The organism is Myxococcus guangdongensis, from assembly GCF_024198255.1.
GTDB lineage: Bacteria > Myxococcota > Myxococcia > Myxococcales > Myxococcaceae > Myxococcus > Myxococcus guangdongensis.
Genome location: NZ_JAJVKW010000021.1, coordinates 152,332 through 174,626 on the forward strand (window position 1 = coordinate 152,332; position 22,295 = coordinate 174,626).

Here is a 22,295-nt window from a genome sequence, read left to right on the forward strand (position 1 = left end):
GAGGAGACCGGGCCACGGGTTACTCAGGCGACGCGCTCAGCCGATCGGGCGAACGTTGGACGCCTGGAGCCCCTTGGGGCCCTTCGCAACATCGAACTCCACCTTCTGACCCTCGGCCAGGGTCCGGAACCCGTCCGCAACGATTGCGGTGTGGTGGCAGAACACGTCAGGGCCGCCATTATCCTGCGCGATGAAGCCAAAGCCCTTCGCGTCGTTGAACCACTTCACGGAACCAGTCGCCATATGCGTCTTCTTTCTTCTCGCGGCATCCAAGGCCGCCCTACCCCCCGAACCTGGGGAGCGGAACTGCCCTTAGCCTGATAGGAGGCCCCTGTCATCTCCCGGGTGACCTCGAAAAAACCAACCGACCCCAACTTCGCGCGGATGAACGCACGGGCTCCCCGAACAATTCTCGTTTCAGCTTAATGGTCGCCCCTCCGGTCCGCCGCATCTCGGAAGGTAAGGCGCGCCCCCGGACGCGACATGTGGGACGCTTGGACGAAGCATCCAGGCAGGCAGGCGAAACGCCGGGTCCGCCCTCGAAGTGACGAGGGGTCGACAGGGCCCTCAACGTCCAGTGTGCGGGACTCGACGTCGGCCTCGGACGCGAGGGTGTTGACGGGCGGCCAATGCCTCCAGCAGCCCCTGTCGACCGCCGAAGTGGTAGCGCGGTGCACCTCGGCCCGCGAAGGCGCGACGGGCCACGGCCTCCAGCGTCAAAGCCTGGGGGCCCTCCTCGCGCAGCAGGCCCTCCGCAGCGTGGAGGAGGCGCTCACGCATTCCCTCGATTCTGGCGCGCGGCGGCGCGACGATGAAGTGGAACCAGGGCACCCCGAACATGACGCTCCCCCTTGCCTCGTTGGATGGGCGCTACGCCCCCCACCTAGCCCGCTTGCGCCCGTTTCCAACAGTGATGGCTCGTGATTCAGGACATCACCCCGGTGAATTCCCCTGGGAGAGGATGGCTCCGGGCTCCAGCGCCAAGTGGGAGCGGGCGCGATGACGTCCGCGAAGCCCGCACCGCGCGGTGGCAGGCCGGCCCGGGGGCGCGCGCGCAAGCGGCCTCCGGTGATGGCGGCCACGTCGGTGGTGCTGGACGGCTCCACGGGCGCTTCGCTCCAGACGCAGTTGGTGGAGGCGCTGCGCTCGGCCATCGTCTCGGGGCGGCTGGGGCCGGGCACGCGGCTGCTCTCCACGCGGGCGCTGGCGGAGCAGGTGGACGTGTCGCGAAACACCGTGCTCAACGCGTACTCGCGGCTCCTGTCGGAGGGCTATCTGCGCGGCCACCTGGGCTCGGGCACGTACGTGGCCAGCGAGCTGCCGGAGCGGCTGCAGTCCTCCCGGCGCGCCAGACAGGAGGCGCCCGTGGCCCAGCACACGCCGGGCATCTCCCGCCGGGGCAGCGCGGTGGCCGGGCTGCCGGACGTGCGCCTCAGCGCGCCGGGCATCCCCGACAGTCGCCTGGCCTTCCGCATGGGCACCCCCGCGGTGGATGCCTTCCCGAGCGACTTGTGGGGCCGGCTGCTGAACACGCGCTGGCGGCGCTCGTGGGGGGATTTGCTCAAGCGCGCGGACCCCGGAGGCCACCCGCCGCTGCGCCGCGCCGTCGCGGACTACCTGGCCACCTCGCGCGGGGTGAGGTGCGTGCCGGAGCAGGTCATCATCGTCAACGGGGCGCAGCAGGCGATGAGCCTGGCGGCGCAGGTGCTGCTGGACCCCGGTGACGCCGCGTGGGTGGAGGACCCGGGCTACTTCGCCAGCCGGGGGGCGCTCGTGGCCGCGGGCGCCACGCTGGTGCCCGTGCCGGTGGACGACGAGGGGCTGGACGTGGAGGCGGGCACGCGGCTTTCGCCGGACGCGCGGCTGGCCATCGTCACGCCCGCGCATCAGTTCCCCCTGGGCGTGGCGATGAGCGAGGCGCGGCGCAAGGCGCTGCTGGCGTGGGCGGCGCGCTCGGATGCGTGGATCGTGGAGGACGACTACGACAGCGAGTTCCGCTACGAGGGCCGGCCCCTGCCCGCGCTGCAGGGGCTGTCGCCGGACGCGCGCGTCATCTACATCGGCACGTTCAGCAAGGTGGTGTCCCCGGCGCTGCGGGTGGGCTACCTCGTCGTCCCGGAGCCGCTGGTGCAGGCCTTCTGCGCGGCGCGGCGGTTCGTCGACACCCACACGCCCGTGGTGGAGCAGGCGGTGCTCGCGGACTTCCTCAACGAGGGCCACTTCAGCCGCCACGTGCGCCGCATGCGCGTGCTGTACGGGAGCCGGCAGCAGGCGCTGCTGGAGGCGGCCCGGCGCGAGCTCGCCGGACGGCTGCGGCTCGAGCCCCTGCACACGGGCATGCACCTGGTGGGCTGGCTGCCGGAGGGCGAGGACGACGTGGCGGCCGCGGCGCGGGGCATCGAGGCCGGGGTGATGTCGCAGCCCCTGTCCGCCTTCCGCGTCGCGTCGCGGGGGCCCGGGGCGCTGATGCTCGGCTATTCCTGCGTGCCCGAGGCGCAGATTGAAGAAGGGGTCCGCCTGCTCGCGCGGGCCCTGCGCTGAAGGCGTGGGGCCACTCGGGGCCCGTGACGGCCGCGCGAAGTGGCCCCATCGACGGGTGCGCGAGTGGCCCTCGCGCCGGGCGAGCCGCCCGGTTACTTCACGCCCATCGACGAAGGGACACCAGGTCCCTGAGGCCACGGAGGAAGCACCATGGAAGCGCAGCGTTTCGAAGTCGCGAAGCTCGCCCCGGGCATCTACACCGCGATGTTGGGGCTGGAGAAGTACCTGCACCAGTGCGGCCTGGAGGCGGGCCTGCTGCACCTCATCAAGCTGCGCGCCTCGCAGCTCAACGGGTGCGCCTACTGCATCGACATGCACTGGAAGGATTTGCGCGCCATCGGCGAGTCGGAGCAGCGGCTGTACGGGCTGGACGCGTGGGAGGAGAGCCCCTACTACACCGAGCGCGAGCGCGCGGCCTTCGCCTGGACGGAGGCCGTGACGAACCTGAAGGAGGGCCACGTGTCCAACGCCGTGTACCAGGCGGTGAAGCCACACTTCACGGACAAGGAGCTGGCGGACCTCACCGGCGCGGTGGCCACCATCAACGCCTGGAACCGCCTGGCCATCTCCGCCCGCACGCTGCCCGGCACGTACCAGGCGCCGAAGTCCGCGCAGAAGGCGGGCTGAGCCCGGGGTCGTCGGGCGCGCAGGCCCCATATCGACGTGGGCCTGGGTGACGCACTAACGTCCCCGGGCCATGGCCGAGACACGAACCCAGGCGCCTCCCACCCACTTCACCGAAGCAGAGGCCGCGGACCTCATCCGCGAGGCGAGCACCCACGCCCTCAAGAGCCGCGCCCACGAGCGGAAGCTCACGCGCGAGGAGGTGCTCGCCATGGCGCGCGAGATGGGCTTGAGCGAGGCGTCCGTGGAGGCCGCGCTGGCCTCCCGCGGGAAGAAGGACGGAGATCGCCAGAAGCTGCGCAAGGATTTGCTGGGCCTCGCCACCCACGGCATCAGCTACACCATCGTCATCGGCGCGCTCACCCTCATCGACATCCTCTCGGGCCCCACCTGGTTCGTGGTCTGGCCCGCGCTGGGCTGGGGCATCGGCCTGGCGTTCCACACGATGGGCGTGACGATGGGCATGGCCAGACGCGCCCTCAACGTCCCGGAGGATGAATAGCGCGCGAATGTGCGTGGGATTGGCCTCGGGATAAGGCAGACTCAGCCTCGCTTTCCCAGAATTGGGTTGAAACCGAGCGAGGCCCCCGTGTCGAACGAGCAGCTCCGGGTATCTCAGTCCATCCTGTTGATGATGAACGCGCAGGGGCAGATGACCGCCATCGGGTCCATGTCCCAGCCGCCGTTGACGCTCTCCCCCGCGCAGTGGTGGCTGGTGGGCTCGCTGCAGGCCGCGCTCCCGAAGGAGGCGCTGCTGTCGAGGCCGAGCGCCTTCTCGCGCGAGCAGCTCACCGAGGCGCTCGACACCCTCGTCGAGCACTCGCTCGTGGTGCCGGTGAAGGGCGCGGCCGTGGACAGCTCGCGCTACCTGATGGGGCCCGGAGGCTGGGCGGACATCACCGAGCACCACCGGATGCTCTACGACACGGTCCGGGTGCACGCATACCGCTCGGCGCTGTTCCGGCACGCCAGGGACCAGGTCGTCCTGGACATCGGCACGGGGACGGGGCTGCTCGCGATTCTCGCCGCGAAGGCGGGGGCCCGGCATGTCTATGCCATCGACGAGTCCGCCATCGCGGAGGTGGCGCTGGAGATGTACGCCGAGAACGGCGTCGCGGACCGCATCACCCTCTTCCACGGCAACAGCCGGGATGTGGAGCTACCCGAGCGCGCGAATGTGATTGTCCATGAGCTGCTCAACGTGGACCCGTTCGGGGAGAACCTGCTGCCCGCGATGCAGGACGCGACCCGGCGGTTGCTCGCGCCCGGAGGCCGGTTGATTCCGCATCGCATCGAGGCGATGTGCGTCGGCGTCCAGATGGCCGAGCCGGTGAGCTCCGGGCAGCGCATGCTGCGCGAGGCGGAGAACCTGGACGACTTCTACGGCCTGTCCTTCCGCCCCGTGCTCGCGCGCCTGCGCGAGGCGTACGACGTGGCCGGACCGAACTTCGACCTGGGCGGGATGAACGTGCCGGCAGGACCGCCGCAGACGCTGCTCACCCGGCCCTGCGTGCTGCGGGACGTGAGGCTCGACCAGGACTTGACGGAGGTGATGAACGAGGCGCCCGTCGAGTCCGTGCTCGAGGCGAACGCGCCCGGCACGCTGGGCGGCGTGGCGCTCTACTTCCGCGCGCACATGGACGAGCACACCGTCCTGTCGACCTCCCCCACCGCGCCCGCGACGTGCTGGGGCTTCCTGGTGAAGGAGTTCAAGGAGCGGGTGCAGGTGAAGGCCGGGGACCGGGTGCGGATTCGCGCGAGCCTCCAGCGCTCCCACGGCCACCGCTTCAAGGTCGAGCTCGCCTGAGTGACACCCGCGCCCTGGGGACTCAGGTCCCCGGGGGCGTGCGCGGCAGCTCCGTGCCGAACACCGCCTGGAGCAGGTCGACCAGGCCGGGCCACGCCTCCGCGCCCAGCCACAGGCCCTCCTCGACGTGCTCCACGCTCATGGCCAGCGACGCGTTCTCGAAGAGCTTCGCGGACAGCACGCCCTCCGGAGGCAGGCGCCCCTCCACCTGGAGCACCTGTCCATCCCAGCGGAAGCCCGGCGGCAACAGGCGCTCCGCCAGGGCGCGCAGCGCGGAGCGGCCGGCCCCCGCGCGCAACAGGCCCATCACCAGGGACGAGGCGCCGCGTGACTCCTCCAGCTCGACGCGGCCGGGCGTGCGCAGCCACAGCCGGTAGCGCCCCGAGGCGAACTCCACGCGCTCCAGCGTCGTCTCCACGCGCAGCTTCCAGCCCTTCACGGACAGGCGGATGTCATAGAGCTCCGGGCGGGCCTCCCAGTGGCGCAGCTCCACGTTCTTCGCCTTGACGAGCAGCTGGCGCACCACCGTCTCCACGCGCACGTGGGACAGCCGCAGCCGCTTGCCGCCCATGTCCACCGCGACGTCTCCGGAGAGCGGGGACGGCAGGCGCTTCGCCCACTCCCGAGCGCCCTCCAAGAGCTTCATCGCCAACGACTGACCCGACATCCATGTCCTCCCGAGTGCGCGCGCAGCATGCACCGGATTCGTGTGGCGGGAAGCAAGCCCTCGGGTACGAGGGCCTGTCACCCCGGAGGCTCAGGGGGCGAGCGGCGGGAAGCGTCCAGCCTCCCAGTCCGCCAGCCGCGCGCGGCCCTCCGCCACGCTGTCCACCACGAAGTTCCACCAGATGACCAGCGGGTCCGGCAGGGGCTCACCGCCCAGCACCACCGCCCGGCCACCCTGCACCGAGTGCAACGTCAGCGTGGCGCCGCCGTCCTCCAGGTGCGCCAGCACACCCCGCGCCACCGTCGTCCCACCCACGGCCACCTCCCCCTCCGCCACGTAGAGCGCGAGCGCGTGCGAGGGCTCCACGGGCAGTGACACCGAGGCGCCCGGCTCCAGCTCCACGTCCAGGTACGTCAGGGGATGGAAGGAGGGCACGGGGGACACGGCGTCCCCCAGGCGTCCGGCGAGCACGCGCACCCGGGCGCACTCGTGCTCGACGAGGGGCAGCTTCGCGGCGGGGACGTGCTCGAAGGAGGGCGCGGTGTGGCGGTGCTCGCGCGGCAGGGCGACCCAGGTCTGCAGGCCGTGCAGCGGAGCGGCGCCGGGCCCCGAGTCCACGTCCTCGGCGTGGACGATGCCGCGCCCGGCGGTCATCCAGTTCACGTCCCCCGGGTGGATGTCCTGCACGGAGCCCACCGAGTCGCGGTGACGGATGGCGCCGGAGAAGAGGTACGTCACCGTCTGCAGGCCCACGTGGGGATGGGGCGGCACGGACATGGTGCCCGGCACGGCGGGGGCGGGGCCGAAGTGGTCGCAGAAGACGAAGGGGCCCACGCGCCGCAGCTCCACCCTGGGCAGGGCGCGCAGCACCCGCGAGTCGCCCACCAGCTCCGTCGGCTTCGCGGTCCACAGGGCCGCGACGCCGCGCTCCACCGAAGTGTCCACGCGCGCCGCCAACGATGACTCCGTCCCCATGCTCGATTCTCCTCGCCGGACGCCCCGTGTCGTGGAGCCCGGATGCCGGATGCTAGTATCACCCACCCTTCTCCTCGCGCATCCCCCCGGACCCATGGCACGAGCCTCCGCCGCACTCCCGGTCGAACCGTCCCTCGCCCTGCCCAAGGCCTTCTGGAGGCGCTTCGCCCGCGAGCACTGGGATGTGGGACCCACCCTCTTCCCGGGCCTGTTCCCCCGCCACTTCCCGTCGCCGGCCGAAATCTTCGAGGCGCTGGTGGACGTGGGCACGCGCTACCGCCAGGGCGAGGTGATGCTGCCGGTGCGCTTCTATGTGGAGAACGAGGCCACCGCGGAGGGGCCGCCGGAGGTCTTCGCGGCCGTGGCGCTGTCGCGCTACCTGCCCCTCGCGCAAGACGGTGACGTCGACGGGTACGCGCGGCGGATGGAGCACCTGCTCCACGGCCGCAGGTTCGGGCTGGTGCTGAGCAACACGCAGAGCCACCACTGGAGTCACTGGCTCCAGATGCGCACCTTCCTGTCCGGCGTCCACGGCGCGCTGGGTGTGCCGCTGGGGGGCGCGGACTCCGCGCTGTTCCTGGGCAACTACCGGCACACGCCCTTCGGCATCCACAAGGACGACCTGCACGTCTTCTACTTCGTCATCCGGGGACGTCGGCGGATGAGCTTCTGGCCGCTGGAGGCGATGCGCTCCCGGCCGGAGGTGGCGCCGCACGCGGACCCCGGGTTGAAGGACCGGCCGCATGGCGTGGTGCTGCGCGACGCGGAGGACACGCGTCAGGTGATGGCCCAGGCGAGCTTCCTGGAAGCGGGCGCGGGCGACATCATGTACTGGCCGTCGTCGTACTGGCACCGCTCCGAGCCGAGCGAGGGCCTCACCATCGCCGCCTCGCTGGGCTTCAACTTCCGCGCGCCCATGTTCCTGGACCGCGCGCCCGAGCAGCCGTGGCCTCAGCGTCTGCCGCACGGGGAGCTGCCCCAGGTCGGGGATTGGGCGCTGCCGAAGTCGGTGCGCGACGCGCTCGGCAAGCAGGGGCGCGGACAGGGATTGCGCGCGGCGCGCAACACGCTCACCGAGGGCTGGGTGCGCTTCCTCACCAACGGCGCGCTGGATGGGCCTCCTCCGGAGGCGCGGGGGCTCGCTCCGCTCACGCGGGAGGACACGGTGGTGGGCAGCTGCGCGCGTCCCATCGTCACGGTGCCGCTGGAGGGTGGACAGCTCGTGGTGGCGGCCAATGGATATTCGCGGACGCTGCGTCCTTCGCCGGTGGCGCGCAGACGTCTCGAGGCGCTGGCGGAGGTGTTGAGCTCCGGCAAGCCCCTCTGCGTGGGGACGTTGGAGGAGGACTTCTTCCGGCGACTGCCGCCGCGTGCGTTTCCTCGCGCGGGGGTGCGCTCGCTGCTGGATGAGCTGGCGCGGTGGCGCGCGGTGTGGCGCCACGAGCCCGCGCGTCGACGCTGAAGGCTCAGCCTCCCGGCGGAGGCAGCATCAAAGTGGGCGTGCCGCAGCCCTCCGCCGAGGGGAAGAAGGCCAGGTCCGAGCCCACGCCGCGCAGGGAGCGGAACGTCTCCAGCACGGGCAGCTCCAGCTCCAGCGGCTCCACGCGGTGCACGCGACGACCGTCGCGGACCTCCCAGCCTCCCGCGATGAGCGACACGGTGCCGGGCGTGGGCATGGTGGAGAAGTTCTCCACGCGCGCCACCAGCTCCGTGTAGTCGGCGGGCAGCGTGTCCTCGCGCGGGAGGATGCAGAGGTTGAGGGCCGTGGGCGTCGCGGGGTGCACGAGGTCTCGGAGCCCTCGGCCTCCGGGTTCGACGCCGAGGCGCGCGGCTGTTTCTTCCGAGTGGAGGAAGCCCACGAGCCGCCCCTCGTCGACGAGGCGCAGGACGCGGGTGGGCCGTCCTTCGTCGTCGAGCTGGCGGCGCTGGATGCCGCGTGGATTCATCGGGTCGTCCTCCACGGTCAGGATGGAGGGGAAGAGCTTGCGGCCCACGGCGCGCACGAGCGCGGGCGTCGCGGTGGCGATGTCACCTCTGAGCAGCCACGCGAGTCCCGCGACGAGCGGCGCCGCGACCAGGGGCCGCAGCACGAGCGGGAGCGAGCGGTCCGCTTTCTTCGCGGGACCCTCGAGCGCGGCCACGGCATCGGCCAGTCGGGCGCGGATGGGCTCGAGGTCGCTTCGCCCTTTCGCGGCTCCGGGGGGAAGAGGCACGGCATCCACCACGGCGCCGCGCGAGGTCTCGCAGCGCAGGAACGCGGCTTCCTGTTCGGCCCGCCGGAACACCTCGACGCCGTCACTTCGCAGGAGCAGGGAGCCCGTGCACTCCTGCTTCACGACCAGCGCCTGCACGACGACGCCGGGAGGCAGGACGTCCTTCACGATGCGCTCCGCGCACAGGTGGGCACGCGAGAAGTCGGCCGCCGCGCGCCACGCGTTCGTGGGGAGGGGCGTGCTCGCGAGCGAGGATGTGGGGAAGGCTCCGGGAGTCCCGGTGCGTGCCTTCTCCTCCGCGGCCAGCAACACCTTCTCCAGGGTCTGCTTGCTGTGAACGGACTCGATGGCGGTGCCCACGCGCTCGTCGGTCCAGACCCGGGCCGAGACAGTGAACCCGCCACCCGCGCTGCTGGAGAAGGTCCCCGAGGCGACCTCGTAGTCCAGCGTCAGGTTCTCGTGCGACAGCATGTAGAGCTCCACGCCCCGCCATCCACGCTCGCGCCCCAGACGCTCCATCGATTCCCGCGCCAGGCCAGGCCAGGCCTCTTCCAACCCCACGTCCTCGTCATGCTCCGACATGCGGACTCCTGGCACGCATCGCTCGGGACCTGTCCATCACAGGCCCTCGGCTTGATGACCTGCCCACCGTCGGCACGGGAGGGCGGATGCCCATCATGAATCAACCGGCGAGACCGAGACAGGTGCATCACGGAAGCCCACGCGAAGGTCGTCGCGGTCTTCGACGACCCGATGACCCGCGCACCGTGAAGCGCGCCATCGGCCGAGACCGGCTCCCACCATGAGCCCACGAACATGCCCCAGGGGCTCTTCCTGGGGCCGTCTCGCTCCTCGGCCCGATGCGACGAACCCTGTCGACACGGCCTGGCGGGCACTCATTGGAATCCGTCGGTCTGGGGGCACGCTCGACGTGTTCGGGACGAAGGCACGGCGCCTGAAGCCTGTCGCGGCCTCGGCGAGGCACCGCACGGCGTGATACAACCCGGAGGACGCGTCCCCTCGCGCGCCCCCCGACGCTGACACAAGGAGCCCTCGTCTTGGATTGGTTCGTGGAGCGGCGCGAAGTCTCCGACGTGCTCCATCTGCGCTCCGGGACCCGGGTGCAGCCCGCGAGCTTCGAGCGTGGCGTCTGTGTCCGCAAAGGCCCTCCGAGCCACGGCGAGTACACGTGGACGGAGCTGTCTCGTGACGCACCTGCTCCGGGACTCCTTCCGTCCGAAGTCCTCGAGCGGGCACGCGCGCCCCTCTCCGACTCCTCCAGACTCGTGGAGGGTGCCTCGCTCCGCGAGGACGTGGTGCGCAGGCTCGTGGACGTCGCTCGCGCGGCCGGCGCGCTCCATCTCGAGGTGACGCTGCGCGAAGTGGACCGCTGGACGCTCCACGCGCAGCCCGAGCGGAGGGTGGAGGAACACACGCGCCATGCCCTGCTGGAAGTGAAGGCGTTCCATGGCGAGGCGGGAGGGCCACGGTTCGACGCCTGGCGCTGCGTGACACATCCCGATGCCACGCGCCTCCATGCCGCACTGCCCTCGCTGGAGGCATGGGTGGAGACGCTGGTGCGCGAGCTCCGGGAGACGACTCCCGCGGTGCCGTGCCCCGACGAAGCGCTGCCCGTGCTCTTCCCTCCGGGCGCGGCCTCCGGGTGCTTCTTCCATGAGGTCTGCGGCCATCCGCTGGAGGGCGATGTCGTCGCGCGCGGCGGCTCCTTCCTCGCGCGCAGAATGGGACAGCGCGTGGCCGAGCCGTTCGTCCACGTGTCCGACGACCCCACGGATGCGCAGGGAGCACTCGGCTTCACCTGGGATGACGAGGGACACGCAGCGCGCGCGGTGCCCCTCCTGCGTGGAGGCATCGTCACCTCACCCATGTTGGATGCGCGCAGCGCGCGTGCACTCGGCCTCGAGCCCAACGGCCATGGCCGGCGCGTGGATTTCCGTCATCCGCCACTTCCGCGCATGGCGCACACGCGCGTGGAGCCGCATGAGGGCGACCTGGCGTCACTCCTCGCGGACATGGGCCACGGGCTGCTCGTGCAGCACCTCACGCCGCGGCACATGAACCTCCTGTCGGGGGACTTCAGCTTCTACATCGTCGAGGCGCGCCTGGTGCGCGACGGGCTCGCGGGCCCCCGGGTGGGACCGGGCGTCCTCTTCGGCAACGGACTGACAGCGCTGGCGCATATCGACGCGGTGGGCTCCGACGCGCGCAACCTCTTCGCCACGCGCGGGTGCCGCAAGCTGGACCATGGCCCGCTCCCTGTGTCCTTCGGCCAGCCCTCGGTCCGCTTCCGCGAGCTGCACGTGCGCCCCGGCGCCTGAGCATTGGCTCGAGGCGAAACATGCCGCCACGAGCCCTCTCAGCCGGCCGAAGACACGCGGCCTCGGAGGGAATGTTCGCGAGGACTGGCGCGCACCCCGGATGAATCCTGCCGAGTCTCGCGGGCCTCGTCGCTACCCCGCCGGCGGACCTTCGGGGTCGATGGGCGCCTCCGGCAACTCCACCGGCGGAGGCGGGACGTAGCAGGTCCACGTGGGCTCCGGGGACGGCGGCGGCGGGTCCTCGAGCCCACCGCCCGGCGGCGGCTCCTCGCCCGGCGGCATCGGAATCTGCCCGAAGGCCCGGTACACGCTCACCTCACCCGGACGCGGCTCCACGATGACCGGCGGAATCAGGTACGGCCGGGGCGGCGCCTCGGGGTCCGGCTCCGGCTCCGGGACGAACGTGTCGACCAGGTTCACCGTCACCGGCTCGGTCGCGTTGGGCGGCAGCACCAGCGCGAAGTAACCCAGCATGCTCTCCGAGCCGGGCAGCACCATGAAGCCCATCGGCGACTGCCCCGGCAGCGCCTCCTCCGGCGGAGCCCAGTCGAGCGCGAAGAGCCGCCCCGCGGACACCTCCGCGATGCTGGACACCGGCGTCTGGAACAAATCCGCCAGGAAGCTCATGTCGTGCACCCACAGGAGCGCGACACCGCCCGTCTTCGTCGGGTCCACCAGGTCCGCGGGCGTCGTCGGCGTGCCCGCCTCCGTCATCGCCTGCGCCACCGCGTCCAGCGCGCCCGTGTTGCCCACGAGCACCGCGGCCTGGCCGTAGCACTGCGTGACGCTCGCCAGGATGGGCCGCACGTACGTCGTGGGGAAGTACGTCGCCGGCGGCAACGGGACGGGGAAGTCGGGGTTCGGCTCCACGGCCTCCTCGGGAGGCGTCGCCGACGCGAGATACGTCGTCGTCTCCCCTGAGGGCGCGCCCACCACACCCCAGCTGCCGAGGAAGTCCGAAGGCGCCGACACGAGCGCGGCTCCGCCCTCCGGCGACGACAGCGACACCTGCCCGCCCATGATGGAGGAGAGGATTGTATACGGCCCGTTGAAGAGGCCGGGCAGCGCCCCCTCGGCGTCCTCCTCGGGCAGCGTCATGAAGGCGACGAGGAACGCCTCCGGGTCGTAGAGCACGCCGGAGATGTTCGTCGCGCGCGCCGGCAGGTCGACGACGGGCGCGGTGTCCGGCGGGATGTTCACGGGCGCGTCGGAGCTGGAACACCCACCGGCGGCGGCGAAGAGCAGGAAGCTGGAGGCAAGGGAGCGGAGCTTCATCGCGGTCCTCGGAAGGGCTCAGCGCGCCGGCAGCACGTGCTCGGCGGGAGCCGTCGTCACGTGGCAGGCGTTGGCGCAGTTGCCAAAGGCGTTGGGGGGAGAGTTGAGCTCCTGGAACTGCAAGTCGAAGTACTCGGTGCCGTGTGTGCCCGGGTGGCAGCCCGCGCACGCGTTCATGCTCGGGCGCAGCGTGCTCTCGCGCGTCAGGTGGCACAGGGTGCAGTCACCCTTGTTCTGCGCGTACTTGGGCGACGCGATGTGCAGCCGGTGGATGAAGTCCGACACGTGCCCCACCACGTCGTCGTGGTGACACACCTTGCACGTCTCCACGTGGTCCACCGAGACGCCGTGGTGCACGTTGCTCAGCGAGCCGACGCCGTTGTGGCACACCTGGCAGTTGCCGATGCGGCCCGGGTACGAGGTCGGCGCGGCCTGGCCCACCTGGAAGAAGAACGGGTCCAACCGGTTGAGCCGCTCACCCTCGAAGTTGCGGTGCCCCTTGAGCAGGATGGCGTAGGTGCCGGGCTTGGCGTCCGGGGGCAGCGGCACCGCGTAGCGCGTCGTCGGACGCACCGCCATGCCACCGGCGACGGCCATGATGTCCGGCGGCACGTAGAACTGCGGCTCGCTCGCGGCCGGATAGGCGAAGTAGTCCGTGGGCACGTAGTCCCCGTTGACCACCTTCAGGTTCTGCAGCGGCCCCACGACCTTGAAGCCGGACTCGGACGCGCTGCTGTCACGCCACGTCAGCAGCATCTGCTCGTTGAAGTAGGCCAGGCCGTTGGAGCCCTCCCCCATGTAGTCGAAGTACGACGGCATGGAGTCGCGCGGGTGCAGACCGTGGCCGTCGCCGTCCTGCAGCGACACCACGAAGTCCACCGTCTCACCGGCGTTGAAGAAGTTGCCGTTGGCGGGGCGGGCCACGCGCACCTGCTGCTTGAGGCCGAAGCCGCACGGCGCGGGCACGTCCGTGGCCAGCCCGTCCGGCCCCAGTTGGTAGCAGGTGGCGAGACGCTCCGAGGAGGGCTGGAAGATGACGGGGAACAGGAAGGGCTTGAGCGGCAGCTGGCTCCAGGTGATGCGGATGACGCCCTCGCCCCGCAGGTCCGGCATGGTGAAGGACTTGAACGGGTTGGTGGAGTTGGCGAGCGACACCTTCACCGCCGTGGCGAACTCGAGCGCGTCGTAGCCCTCCGCCCGGCGCGGCGTCGGGTCTCCGGGGAACAGCGGGCGCTGCAGGCCCGTCACCGCGAAGCTGGCGCGGGTGCGACCCGTGACGGTGCTCTCCGCGAGGAAGTCCCGGCGCGAGTACGTGATGCCGGTGCGCACGTTGCCGTCCGCGTCCAGCACCTCCAGGAGGAACGTGTCGTCCGTGGCCAGCATCCACGCGGCGTTCTCGTAGAACGTCTCGCGCATGAACGTCTTCGGCTGCAGGCGCTTCCACCCATCACGTCCCGAGGACAGGCCGGACCAGTCCAGGTCCTTGAAGAGCGACTCCATCCGCATCCAGGCCGCGGGCGTGCGCCTGTCATTGGGGTCCTCGAAGCGCGCCAGCGCCACGTCCATCGCGGAGAACTCGCGAAGGAAGTACAGCTCACCGGGCGTGACGACCATCCGGGCGAAGGGCTCCATCGGCTCGAAGGGACTCTGCTCCGAGGGGTAGCCGTTGTTCATGTTGTAGCAGGTGGCGCCGTAGTCCGGCAGGTTCAGGTCGCCCTTCGTCACGGGCTCGCCCGTGGGGAGGATGGCGCAGCCCTTGAACCAGAGCAGGGACAGCGAGATGGCCCCGGAGGCGGAGCTCGAGTACGGGTCGAACGCTCGCGCACCACGGCCGCGCGTGCCTTCCACGTCGGACGTGTCGAGCAGGTTGCATCCCGAGGCAACCGCCAGCACCGGGAGCATCAGGACGCACTTCTTGAAGGACAGGGTCATGAGATTCGAGTCCAGCGCGGCTCACCAGCGCAGGGCACGGTGACGGTCAGCGGAGGGCAAGGCGTGTATCCTACTTTCTCAGAAAGCGCCGCGCCAATTCACGGGCCTCTGGCGCGCTGCGTTGCCGCGCCCTGCGTCTTGAGGAAGCGGTACACGGCGCGAAGGTCGTCTTCCTTCATGGAGGCGAACGCGCGCCAGGGCATGGACAGCTTGTTGACCTGGCCCTTCTTGCTGGGCGCCGGGGCCAGGTCCTTGAAGGCGGTGAAGCGGGCGATGAAGGCGTCCTCGCTCAGGCCCTTGAGGATGGGCCCATCGGGGAGCAGCGACGGCACGGGCTCCTCGCCCAGGGGCGTGGGGGCGGCGCGGCCTCCGGCGAAGGGCTTCGGCTCCTCGTCCGCGCTCGAGTGGCAGAAGGCGCACTGGGCGATGGTGGCCAGGTAGCGGCCCCGGGACACGTCGTCCTGGGCGGGCTCGGCCACCGGTCCGGGCAGCGGGCCCGCCAGGTCCTGGATGTCCGCGAGCACCTCGGGCGCGAGCTTGGAAGGAGGCGTGGCGCGGGCCACGGCGGGCACGGTGCGCAGCCACGCGACGACGGCCTTGGCGTCACCGTCGGACAGGGTGGCGCGCCACTCCATGTACGGCATCATCGGAAACAGCGTGCGATCTGCCTGGCCGTAGCCCTCGCGCAGGGTGCGCAGCAGCTGGGCGTCGGTCCACTTGCCCACGCCGTGCTCCGCGTCGGAGGTGATGTTGGGCGCGCACAGCGTGCCGGGGAGGTCCCACTCCGGGCCGAAGCACGCGCCCGCCAGGACCGGCCCCGACAAGGGCCCACCGAAGCGGCCCGTGTCTCGCTGGGTGTGACAGTCCACGCAGCCGAGCACCGACTCACCCAGGTAGCGGCCCCGCTCCACGAGCGCGGCCTCGGCGGACACGGGCTTGGGTGCGGCAGGCGCGGCGGGCTTCGCCTCGGCGGCGGCGGGCGGTGGCGGCTTGGGGGCCGCGTCCTTCTCACGACAGCCGCTCACGGCGACGAGCAGCGCCACCATGGACACACACCTCTCCCAGCTTCGGCCCCCGGCATTCACGTTCAGCGACTCCTTATGGAGAGTCCAATGAGGGCGCGTCCGGAGGACGGCCCAGGCGCAGGGCCGCGACGGCCCGGCGGTATTCGATGGGGAGCCGGTCCGCCTTCACGGGGACCTCCCCCGAGAAGTCCAGCGGGTGCGCGCGCGGGCGCTGTCCCTCCGCCACGCGGCGGTCCTGCTCCAGGATGGCCGACTCCGACTTCACGAACAGCTCCGCGAAGTTGCGGATCCGCGGGTGGTACGAGGCGAAGTAGAAGCACTGCATCTTCTCCTCGGACCAGGGCGAGGCCACCGCGTAGACGGTGTGTGGATAGAAGAGCGTGGGCTTGAAGGTGAGCCGCGCGGTGAACGGGAACGTCACCTCATACGTGAGCGTGGTGCGGTCCACCCGGGGTGGAGCGCTGCCCACCGCGGGTGCCAGCGCGGGATAGACAATCTGCGCGCGCAGCCCATCCGGGAGCCTCTCCACGTCATAGGCCGGCACCTCCGGCTGGTCCGGATTGCCGAACGTGCCCTCATGAACGAACGATAGGTGAGCCACGTCCAGGACGATTTCCACCATGCGTCCGGCGGACGTCTCCCAGTCCAATCGGGGCAGCGGCACCGTGGCCACCGTCGCGCTGTCGGCCAGCTCCGGCCACTCGGGCAGCGGCGCCGCCGGCGCGGGTGAAAGACAGACCCAGATGAGCCCATGCCGCTCCGCGGCAAGGTAGCTGTTCACCCGGGCCCGCTCCGGCACGGGCGTCTGGGGTTGAGAGGGAATGCGGACACACGAGCCACTCTGGGCGTATGTCCATCCATGGAACGCACAGCGAAGTCCCTGGGGTGTGACAGTCCCAGCGGAGAGGTCGGCTCCACGGTGCGCGCAGTAGCGCTGGGTGGCCGCGACACCGGAGGTGGTGCGCCAGAGGACCAGCTCCGTCTCCAGGAGCCGGGCGGCCAGCGGGCCTTCCCGGAGCTCATGGGCGTACGCCACCGGATGCCAGTACGGGACGAAGGTGTCCCGGTACGAGCGGACCTCGCCAGCCGTGCTCATGCCAGGGCGAGCGGGGCGATCTTGCTTTCAATCTCCTCGAGGAGGAAATCGATTTCCTCTATCTCGTCGAGCTTCTCGGGAGCCGCCGACACCGCCTCGGGCGCCTCGGCCGGATTCGGAGTGGATACCGCATTCGCAGCCGTTTCGGATGGGGACTGAACCGCCTCTTCCGACGCCATGTGGGTGGCCTCCACTACGCAGGGGAGGTGGATGCTCGGAGGAAGAGCAGGGGAATGTCAACCCACCGTGGATTTCCACGCGTGTCACAACACCACTAGAGTGCGGCCCTCCATGCCCCCTGCCCCCTCTGTCGTGCGCATCGTGGCCATGTTGTGTCTGATTCATGGCACGGCTCACGCGGAGCCCTGGAAGAAAGCCAGACCGGGCGTCACGACGGAGGCGCAGCTGCGCATCCTGTTCGGTGAGCCCGACGCGAGACGTCGGGAGGACGGCGCGCTGGTGCTCGATTATCAAGGGCAGTCCTCGCCAGCGGGGACCCAGCGCGCGCGCTTCACCGTCGATACACGCACGCGCAAGTTGCGGCGCATCGATGTCTTCCCCACCCGCGCGCCCACGCGCGCCGCGGTGGAGAAACAATTCGGCCCCGCGTGTCCCAAGACAGGCTGGAGCAAGAAGCCCTGCTACGTGGTGAAGGCCACGCCGGACACCTCGCTGTATTTCCATTACCCGTCGCGAGGCCTCGCGGTGTTCTTCACCGGCGGCGACGTGCGCGCGCTGACGTATCAAAAGCCCGCGCGAGGCAAGCTCGCGCTCACCGCGAGCGTGGAGCCGCCCCCGGAGCTGTCCTCCCCCGGCACCGCGGACACAGCCGAAGGAAGCGACACGGTGTCCGCCGCCGGCACCCCGTCCGAGGACGATACGGAGACCGCCGACGGCAACACCGTGGAGGCCTTCGCGGAGCCCGCCGCCGCCACGCAGCCCGCCGTGGCGAGCCTGGAGCTGGCGGTGCCCACCATCGAGGGCGAGTCATCCTCCCCGCGCCCCGCGACGCCCATGGACGTGGACACGTCGCTCAGGCCGGTGGTGGTGGATGACGTGGCCGCGTCGGGCACGAGCATCGCCTCCGCGGCGGGAGGGGCCGCGGGAGGTCCACAGCCTGTGACGGAGGACGCCGTCGAGGAGGACCCGCTGCACCCGTCCGCGTTCCTCAAGGTGCCCGAGCTGCTCACGGTGGGCGGCTTCTATCTGCAGCGCGCGGAGGTGGCCGGGGCGCGGCGCACGAGCACGGCGCGCACGGGGGTGGACCCGTTCTTCCCGGCGCTGCTCGACGTGTACCTGGACTTCAAGCCGTTCGACGGGCTGCGCAGCTTCGCGGTGGGCCGCATGGCGTACGACCCGCTGGACCCGGTGCTCTCCACGCCCGCGACGAGCCTGGACCGGCTGTGGATCTACTTCGGCCTGTTCGACCACGTCTTCATCACCGCGGGGCGGCAGCACATCAAGTGGGGCAGCTCCAAGATCTGGAACACCACCGACTTCCTGCGCGCGCGCAATCCGGACCCGCTGTTCCTCTACGACTTGAGGCCGGGCGTGGACATGGTGAAGGTCAACGTGCCGTGGGAGTCGATGGCGGCCAACCTGTGGCTCATCGGCACGGCGGACCTGCTGGACCAGGTGACGGCGGACGGGGACCGCGTGCGCTACGGCGGCGCGGTGCGCGCGGAGATGGCGCTGGGCACCAGCGAGCTCGCGGTGTCGGGCTCGTTCGTGGAGGGCCGGCGGCCTCGCTACGGCGTGGACTACTCGGTGGGCCTGGGGCGGCTGGACTTCAACACGGAGATTGCGCTGGTGCACGGCGCGGACGTGGCCACGTGGGAGCGCTCGCCGGCGGGGGGCTTTCAGGTGCGGCCGCTCGACGGGCTCCAGGTGCAGGCCAGCGGCGGCGCGCAGGCGGAGTTGCGCGTGGCGGACACGTTCAAGACGGTGGTGCGGCTGGAGGGGTTCTACAACCAGCTGGGCAGCGACGACCGCGAGCTGTTGACGTGGGTGCAGGCGGTGGGTGACTTCCAGCCGCTCTACTTCGGCCGCTTCTACGCCATGGCCCAGGTGGCCGTCACCGCGCGAAACATCTACGAGCCCACGACGACGCTCACGGTGATGGGCAACGTGGGAGACCCGTCCTACGTGGCGCGACTGGACATCAATGCCTCCCGGCTGCGCGACGTGACGGTCGCCGCCTACGTGGAAGTTCCCTTCGGAGAGCGGGGCGGCGAGTTCCGCTTCCAGCCCGACGCCGGCATCGCCCCCAGCGCGCCGGTGGACATGGGCCTGTTCCGCGCCGGCATCAACGTTCGACTCCGGCTCTGAGAGCCAAGACCTCACGATGACCGCTCACGACGATTCCGCCCCGACCTCCCCCGGTCCGCATGGACGGAAGGCTCCCCCTGTCGACTCCGCCGTCGCGCCCGACCCCGCCCCGGTGGCCGAGCGCGCGCCCGCCCCACGTCCCGCCCTCTCCGAGGCGCTGCGGCACCGGGTGCTCGTCACCTTCAATGCCTCCGAGCAACCCCTGGAGGGCGGCGACACGGTGGTGGCGTGCTTCGAGCAGCAGGTGGACCGCGCGCCCGACGCGACGGCGCTCGACTTCGAAGGCACCCGGCTGACGTACCGACAGCTCGACGAGCGCGCCAACCAGCTCGCGCGCCATCTGCGCTCGCTGAGCGTGGGACCGGAGACGCGCGTCGCGCTGTGCGCGGAGCGCTCGGTGGAGCAGGTGGTGGGGATGCTGGGCATCCTCAAGGCGGGAGGTGCGTTCGTTCCGTTGGACCCGGCACATCCCGCCGAGCGGCAGGGCTTCGTGCTCTCCGACAGCGGCGCGCCCGTGGTGCTCGCGCGGCAGCAGATGCTGGACGAGCTGCCGCTGCGAGGCGAGCTGACGGTGGAGCTGGATGGCCTGTTGCCACCGTTCGCGCGTCACTCGGTGGAGCGGCTGGAGGCGGTCGCCTCGGCGGACCATCTGGCGTACGTCATCTACACGTCCGGCTCCACGGGGCGGCCCAAGGGCGTGCTGGTGGCGCACGCGGGGCTGCGCAACACGGCGCTGGCCGCGGTGCGGGCGCATGGGTTCCGACCCGAGGACCGGGTGCTCCAGTTCGCGTCGATGAGCTTCGATGCGTCCGTGTGCGAGGTGTTCGCCACGCTGCTCGCGGGCGCGACGTTGGTGCTCGCGCCCCGACAGCGGCTGCTGCCCGACGTGCCCCTGCGCACGCTCTTGCGGGAGAGCGCCATCACCGCGGTGACGTTGACGCCGTCGGTGCTCGCGCAGTTGGAGACGGAGGGGTTGGAGGGCCTGCGCACCGTCATCTCCGCGGGTGAGGCCCTTCCCATCGCGGTGGCCGAGCGCTGGGGACAGGGCCGGCGGCTGCTCAACGCGTATGGACCGACGGAGGCGACGGTCTGCGCCGCGATTACGCCCGTGGCGGTGGTACCGGGCGCCATCACCCTGGGCACGCCGTGGCCCAACACGCGGCTGTACGTGCTCGATGAGGCCCTGGAGCCCCTGCCTCCGGGTGTCGCCGGAGAGCTGTTCATCGGCGGCGTGGGCGTGGCCCGTGGCTACCTGGGGCGACCGGAGCTGACGGCGGAGCGGTTCCTGCCGCATCCCTTCAGCTCAGCGCCGGGTGAGCGGCTCTACCGCACGGGAGACCTGGCCCGGTGGACGGTGGACGGCGAGCTCGAGTACCTGGGCCGCGTCGACTCGCAGGTGAAGCTGCGCGGCATGCGCGTGGAGCCGGGCGAGGTGGAGGCGGTCCTCGCGCGCCATCCGGAGGTCCGCGAGGTCGCCGTCGTGGCCCGCGAAATCGCCGAGGGCGAGCTGGCCCTGGTGGCCTTCGTCGTTCCCTCCGAGGGGCAGGATGAGGCCCGGGTGAACGCGGCGCTGCGTCCGTGGTTGAAGCAGCAGCTCCCCGAGCATCTGGTGCCCTCCGCGCTCGTGACGCTCACCGCGCTTCCGCTGACGTCCTCCGGGAAGGTGGACCGGAAGACGTTGGGCACGCTGTCGCTCGGCCGAGTCGACGCCGCGAGCGCCTCCGCGGACAGCGCGCCGCGAGGAGAGCTGGAGGTGCTGCTGGCGGGGCTGTTCCAGCAGGTGCTGGGCGTGGAGCGGGTGGGACGGGACAGCGACTTCTTCGAGCTGGGCGGACACTCGCTGAGCGCCACGCGATTGCTGGCGCGCGTGCGGCACGCGGTGGGGGTGGAGCTGCCGCTGACGGCGCTGTTCTCACACGCCACCGTGGCCCGTCTGGCCCGGGCGCTGGGCCCCATCTCCGAGTCGCTCGCGGCGACACTCGCCAGCCCCACGCCGCTTCCCGCCGATGTCGCGCCCATGCCGTCCCTGGCGCAGGAGCGACTGTGGTTCCTCCAGCAGCTCCAGCCGGACTCGGCGGCGTACCTCGTCGTCGATGCGCTGGAGCTTCGGGGTGCACTGAATCGGGCCGCGTTGGAGGACACGCTGCGGCGGCTGGTGGAGCGACACGCCGCGCTCCGCGTCACCTTCACGCCCGTGGAGGGGAGCCCGCGCCTGCGTGTCCATCCGGTCCGCGAGCCGCTGCTCACGGTGGAGGACGTGTCACGCCCGCCGCATGAGAGCGTGACTCCGGAGGCGTGGCTCCAGCGCAGACTGCGCGAGGAGGCCTCGCGTCCGCTCTCGTTGGAGGAGGGGCCGCTGTATCGGTTCCACCTGTTCACGAGTGCCCCCGAGCATCAGGTGTTGCTGTGGGTGCTGCATCACCTGGTGGTGGATGGCCTGTCGATGGGCATCCTGCTCAACGAGCTGGCGACGACGTACTCCGCGCTCCAGGAAGGTCGCGTCCCGCCCGCCGCACCCGCCACCCTCGACTACGTGGACCTGTCCGCGTGGCAGCGCACCCCCGAGGTCCGCGCGCGCGAGGACATCCACCTCGACTACTGGAAGCGGCAGCTCGCGGATTCCCCCTCGCTGCTCGCGCTGCCCACGGACAAGCCTCGTCCTCCGGTGCTGTCCGACCGGGGGGCGTACTCGCGTCGTCACATGTTGCCTCGCGAGGTCCGCCTGCGGCTGGAGGCGCTGTGCCGTCAGCATCAGGTGACGCCGTTCATGGCGCTCCATGCCGTGTTCGCCACGCTGCTCCAGCGCTACTCGGGTGAACGCGAGCTGTGCATCGGAACGCCGGTCTCCGGCCGCACGCACGCGGCCTCCGAGGACATCGTCGGTCTGTTCATCAACACGCTCGTCCTGCGGACGCACTTGCTGCCTTCCGCGCCGTTCTCCATGTTGCTGGCGCACGTGTGGGCGACCGCACTGGAGGCCTTCAGTCACCAGGATGCGCCATTCGAGCGCGTCGTGGATGCGCTCCACGTCGAGCGCAGCCTCAGTCACGCGCCCCTCTTCCAGGTCATGTTCGACCTGCGCCGTGTCGACTCGCCCCTCTCCTTCTCGGGCCTCTCTTCTCAGCACGTCTTCGTCGACAACGGCACCAGCCAGCTCGACCTCGCACTCACCGCCACCGAGCTGCCCGACTCTTCTCTCCAGCTCTTCTTCCAGTTCCGCACCGACCTCTTCGAGCACGCCTCCGTCGAGCGCATGCTCACTCACTTCGTCCTCCTGCTCGAACAGGTCCTCGCCGCTCCACAGGCGCCTCTCTCCAGCCTCTCGCTTCTCTCCGTGGAGGAGCGCCAGCGCGTCCTCTTCGACTTCAACGACTCCCACCGTCCCTTCGACTCCGACGGCACTGTTGCGTCCCTGCTCCTCGCTTCCTTCGCGCGGACTCCTGACGCCGTCGCTCTCGTTGCTCCAGACGCCA

Annotated in this window: 18 protein-coding genes; 8 read left to right on the forward strand and 10 right to left on the reverse strand. The window is 70.8% G+C overall.

Annotation, left to right across the window (positions count from 1 at the left end; all coding sequences use genetic code 11):
- Positions 1–36: 36 nt before the first annotated feature.
- Entirely contained in the window at positions 37–243 is a 207-nt protein-coding gene (locus LXT21_RS40910) for a cold-shock protein (RefSeq protein WP_254043688.1), read from the reverse strand.
- 324 nt (positions 244–567) lie between these two features.
- Positions 568–840: a TetR/AcrR family transcriptional regulator gene (locus LXT21_RS45725; RefSeq protein ID WP_407667097.1), complete on the reverse strand. Its 273-nt coding sequence runs from the start codon at positions 838–840 to the stop codon at positions 568–570.
- Between the two features lie 159 nt (positions 841–999).
- Here LXT21_RS45725 and pdxR point away from each other — a divergent pair, with 159 nt between their 5' ends.
- The 4 genes from pdxR to LXT21_RS40930 all read left to right on the forward strand — a co-directional run bounded on the left by pdxR (position 1,000) and on the right by LXT21_RS40930 (position 4,972).
- On the forward strand, positions 1,000–2,541 hold the full coding sequence (gene pdxR, locus LXT21_RS40915; protein ID WP_254043689.1) for a MocR-like pyridoxine biosynthesis transcription factor PdxR: 1,542 nt from the start codon (positions 1,000–1,002) through the stop codon (positions 2,539–2,541).
- A gap of 150 nt (positions 2,542–2,691) precedes the next feature.
- Positions 2,692–3,168 carry a carboxymuconolactone decarboxylase family protein gene (locus LXT21_RS40920; RefSeq protein WP_254043690.1) on the forward strand — a complete coding sequence of 159 codons (477 nt, stop codon included), beginning with the start codon at positions 2,692–2,694 and terminating at the stop codon, positions 3,166–3,168.
- A gap of 70 nt (positions 3,169–3,238) precedes the next feature.
- Complete coding sequence (locus LXT21_RS40925) at positions 3,239–3,667, forward strand: 2TM domain-containing protein (RefSeq protein ID WP_254043691.1); 429 nt, start codon at positions 3,239–3,241, stop codon at positions 3,665–3,667.
- Positions 3,668–3,754: 87 nt separating this feature from the next.
- Positions 3,755–4,972, forward strand: a complete 1,218-nt coding sequence (locus tag LXT21_RS40930) for a 50S ribosomal protein L11 methyltransferase (RefSeq protein WP_254043692.1) — start codon at positions 3,755–3,757, stop codon at positions 4,970–4,972.
- 22 nt (positions 4,973–4,994) lie between these two features.
- Here LXT21_RS40930 and LXT21_RS40935 read toward each other — a convergent pair whose 3' ends face one another.
- Together LXT21_RS40935 and LXT21_RS40940 are read right to left on the reverse strand one after the other, a co-directional pair.
- The gene (locus tag LXT21_RS40935) at positions 4,995–5,639 is read right to left on the reverse strand and encodes a hypothetical protein (protein ID WP_254043693.1); all 645 of its coding nucleotides are present in this window, start codon (positions 5,637–5,639) and stop codon (positions 4,995–4,997) included.
- A 90-nt stretch (positions 5,640–5,729) separates the two neighbouring features.
- Positions 5,730–6,614: a pirin family protein gene (locus tag LXT21_RS40940; protein WP_254043694.1), complete on the reverse strand. Its 885-nt coding sequence runs from the start codon at positions 6,612–6,614 to the stop codon at positions 5,730–5,732.
- Between the two features lie 94 nt (positions 6,615–6,708).
- Between LXT21_RS40940 and LXT21_RS40945 the strand changes: the two genes are divergently transcribed.
- A complete protein-coding gene (locus LXT21_RS40945) occupies positions 6,709–8,076 on the forward strand; it encodes a cupin-like domain-containing protein (protein WP_254043695.1) in 1,368 nt (455 codons plus the stop codon).
- A gap of 4 nt (positions 8,077–8,080) precedes the next feature.
- On the opposite strand, the gene LXT21_RS40950 is transcribed toward LXT21_RS40945, so the two are convergent.
- Positions 8,081–9,409 carry a metallopeptidase TldD-related protein gene (locus tag LXT21_RS40950; RefSeq protein ID WP_254043696.1) on the reverse strand — a complete coding sequence of 443 codons (1,329 nt, stop codon included), beginning with the start codon at positions 9,407–9,409 and terminating at the stop codon, positions 8,081–8,083.
- Between the two features lie 476 nt (positions 9,410–9,885).
- Here LXT21_RS40950 and LXT21_RS40955 point away from each other — a divergent pair, with 476 nt between their 5' ends.
- Positions 9,886–11,166, forward strand: a complete 1,281-nt coding sequence (locus tag LXT21_RS40955; protein ID WP_254043697.1) for a TldD/PmbA family protein — start codon at positions 9,886–9,888, stop codon at positions 11,164–11,166.
- A 132-nt stretch (positions 11,167–11,298) separates the two neighbouring features.
- On the opposite strand, the gene LXT21_RS40960 is transcribed toward LXT21_RS40955, so the two are convergent.
- From LXT21_RS40960 to LXT21_RS40980, 5 genes are all read right to left on the reverse strand, one after another.
- The gene (locus tag LXT21_RS40960) at positions 11,299–12,441 is read right to left on the reverse strand and encodes a hypothetical protein (protein WP_254043698.1); all 1,143 of its coding nucleotides are present in this window, start codon (positions 12,439–12,441) and stop codon (positions 11,299–11,301) included.
- 18 nt (positions 12,442–12,459) lie between these two features.
- The gene (locus LXT21_RS40965; protein ID WP_254043699.1) at positions 12,460–14,373 is read right to left on the reverse strand and encodes a hypothetical protein; all 1,914 of its coding nucleotides are present in this window, start codon (positions 14,371–14,373) and stop codon (positions 12,460–12,462) included.
- A gap of 98 nt (positions 14,374–14,471) precedes the next feature.
- Complete coding sequence (locus tag LXT21_RS40970; RefSeq protein WP_254043700.1) at positions 14,472–15,419, reverse strand: c-type cytochrome; 948 nt, start codon at positions 15,417–15,419, stop codon at positions 14,472–14,474.
- 52 nt (positions 15,420–15,471) lie between these two features.
- On the reverse strand, positions 15,472–16,494 hold the full coding sequence (locus LXT21_RS40975; protein ID WP_254043701.1) for an aromatic ring-hydroxylating oxygenase subunit alpha: 1,023 nt from the start codon (positions 16,492–16,494) through the stop codon (positions 15,472–15,474).
- Complete coding sequence (locus LXT21_RS40980; RefSeq protein WP_254043702.1) at positions 16,491–16,673, reverse strand: Xan family putative trans-acting RiPP leader peptide; 183 nt, start codon at positions 16,671–16,673, stop codon at positions 16,491–16,493. The genes LXT21_RS40975 and LXT21_RS40980 overlap by 4 nt, the downstream gene beginning before the upstream one ends.
- A 112-nt stretch (positions 16,674–16,785) precedes the next feature.
- On the opposite strand from LXT21_RS40980, the gene LXT21_RS40985 reads away from it, so the two are divergent.
- Positions 16,786–18,822, forward strand: a complete 2,037-nt coding sequence (locus tag LXT21_RS40985; protein WP_254043703.1) for a hypothetical protein — start codon at positions 16,786–16,788, stop codon at positions 18,820–18,822.
- Between the two features lie 112 nt (positions 18,823–18,934).
- A partial coding sequence (locus tag LXT21_RS40990) for an amino acid adenylation domain-containing protein (RefSeq protein ID WP_254043704.1) occupies positions 18,935–22,295 on the forward strand: 3,361 nt, incomplete at its 3' end.

Excerpts from the sequence above, each read along its gene's own strand:
- LXT21_RS40920 (WP_254043690.1), top strand. The coding sequence starts at position 2,692 with ATGGAAGCGCAGCGTTTCGAAGTCGCGAAGCTCGCCCCGGGCATCTAC.
- LXT21_RS40980 (WP_254043702.1), bottom strand. The coding sequence starts at position 16,673 with ATGGCGTCGGAAGAGGCGGTTCAGTCCCCATCCGAAACGGCTGCGAAT.
- LXT21_RS40985 (WP_254043703.1), top strand. The coding sequence starts at position 16,786 with ATGCCCCCTGCCCCCTCTGTCGTGCGCATCGTGGCCATGTTGTGTCTG.
- LXT21_RS40935 (WP_254043693.1), bottom strand. The coding sequence starts at position 5,639 with ATGTCGGGTCAGTCGTTGGCGATGAAGCTCTTGGAGGGCGCTCGGGAG.
- LXT21_RS40960 (WP_254043698.1), bottom strand. The coding sequence starts at position 12,441 with ATGAAGCTCCGCTCCCTTGCCTCCAGCTTCCTGCTCTTCGCCGCCGCC.
- pdxR (WP_254043689.1), top strand. The coding sequence starts at position 1,000 with ATGACGTCCGCGAAGCCCGCACCGCGCGGTGGCAGGCCGGCCCGGGGG.
- LXT21_RS40975 (WP_254043701.1), bottom strand. The coding sequence starts at position 16,494 with ATGAGCACGGCTGGCGAGGTCCGCTCGTACCGGGACACCTTCGTCCCG.
- LXT21_RS40950 (WP_254043696.1), bottom strand. The coding sequence starts at position 9,409 with ATGTCGGAGCATGACGAGGACGTGGGGTTGGAAGAGGCCTGGCCTGGC.
- LXT21_RS40945 (WP_254043695.1), top strand. The coding sequence starts at position 6,709 with ATGGCACGAGCCTCCGCCGCACTCCCGGTCGAACCGTCCCTCGCCCTG.
- LXT21_RS40940 (WP_254043694.1), bottom strand. The coding sequence starts at position 6,614 with ATGGGGACGGAGTCATCGTTGGCGGCGCGCGTGGACACTTCGGTGGAG.
- LXT21_RS40910 (WP_254043688.1), bottom strand. The coding sequence starts at position 243 with ATGGCGACTGGTTCCGTGAAGTGGTTCAACGACGCGAAGGGCTTTGGC.
- LXT21_RS45725 (WP_407667097.1), bottom strand. The coding sequence starts at position 840 with ATGTTCGGGGTGCCCTGGTTCCACTTCATCGTCGCGCCGCCGCGCGCC.
- LXT21_RS40925 (WP_254043691.1), top strand. The coding sequence starts at position 3,239 with ATGGCCGAGACACGAACCCAGGCGCCTCCCACCCACTTCACCGAAGCA.
- LXT21_RS40965 (WP_254043699.1), bottom strand. The coding sequence starts at position 14,373 with ATGACCCTGTCCTTCAAGAAGTGCGTCCTGATGCTCCCGGTGCTGGCG.
- LXT21_RS40970 (WP_254043700.1), bottom strand. The coding sequence starts at position 15,419 with ATGGTGGCGCTGCTCGTCGCCGTGAGCGGCTGTCGTGAGAAGGACGCG.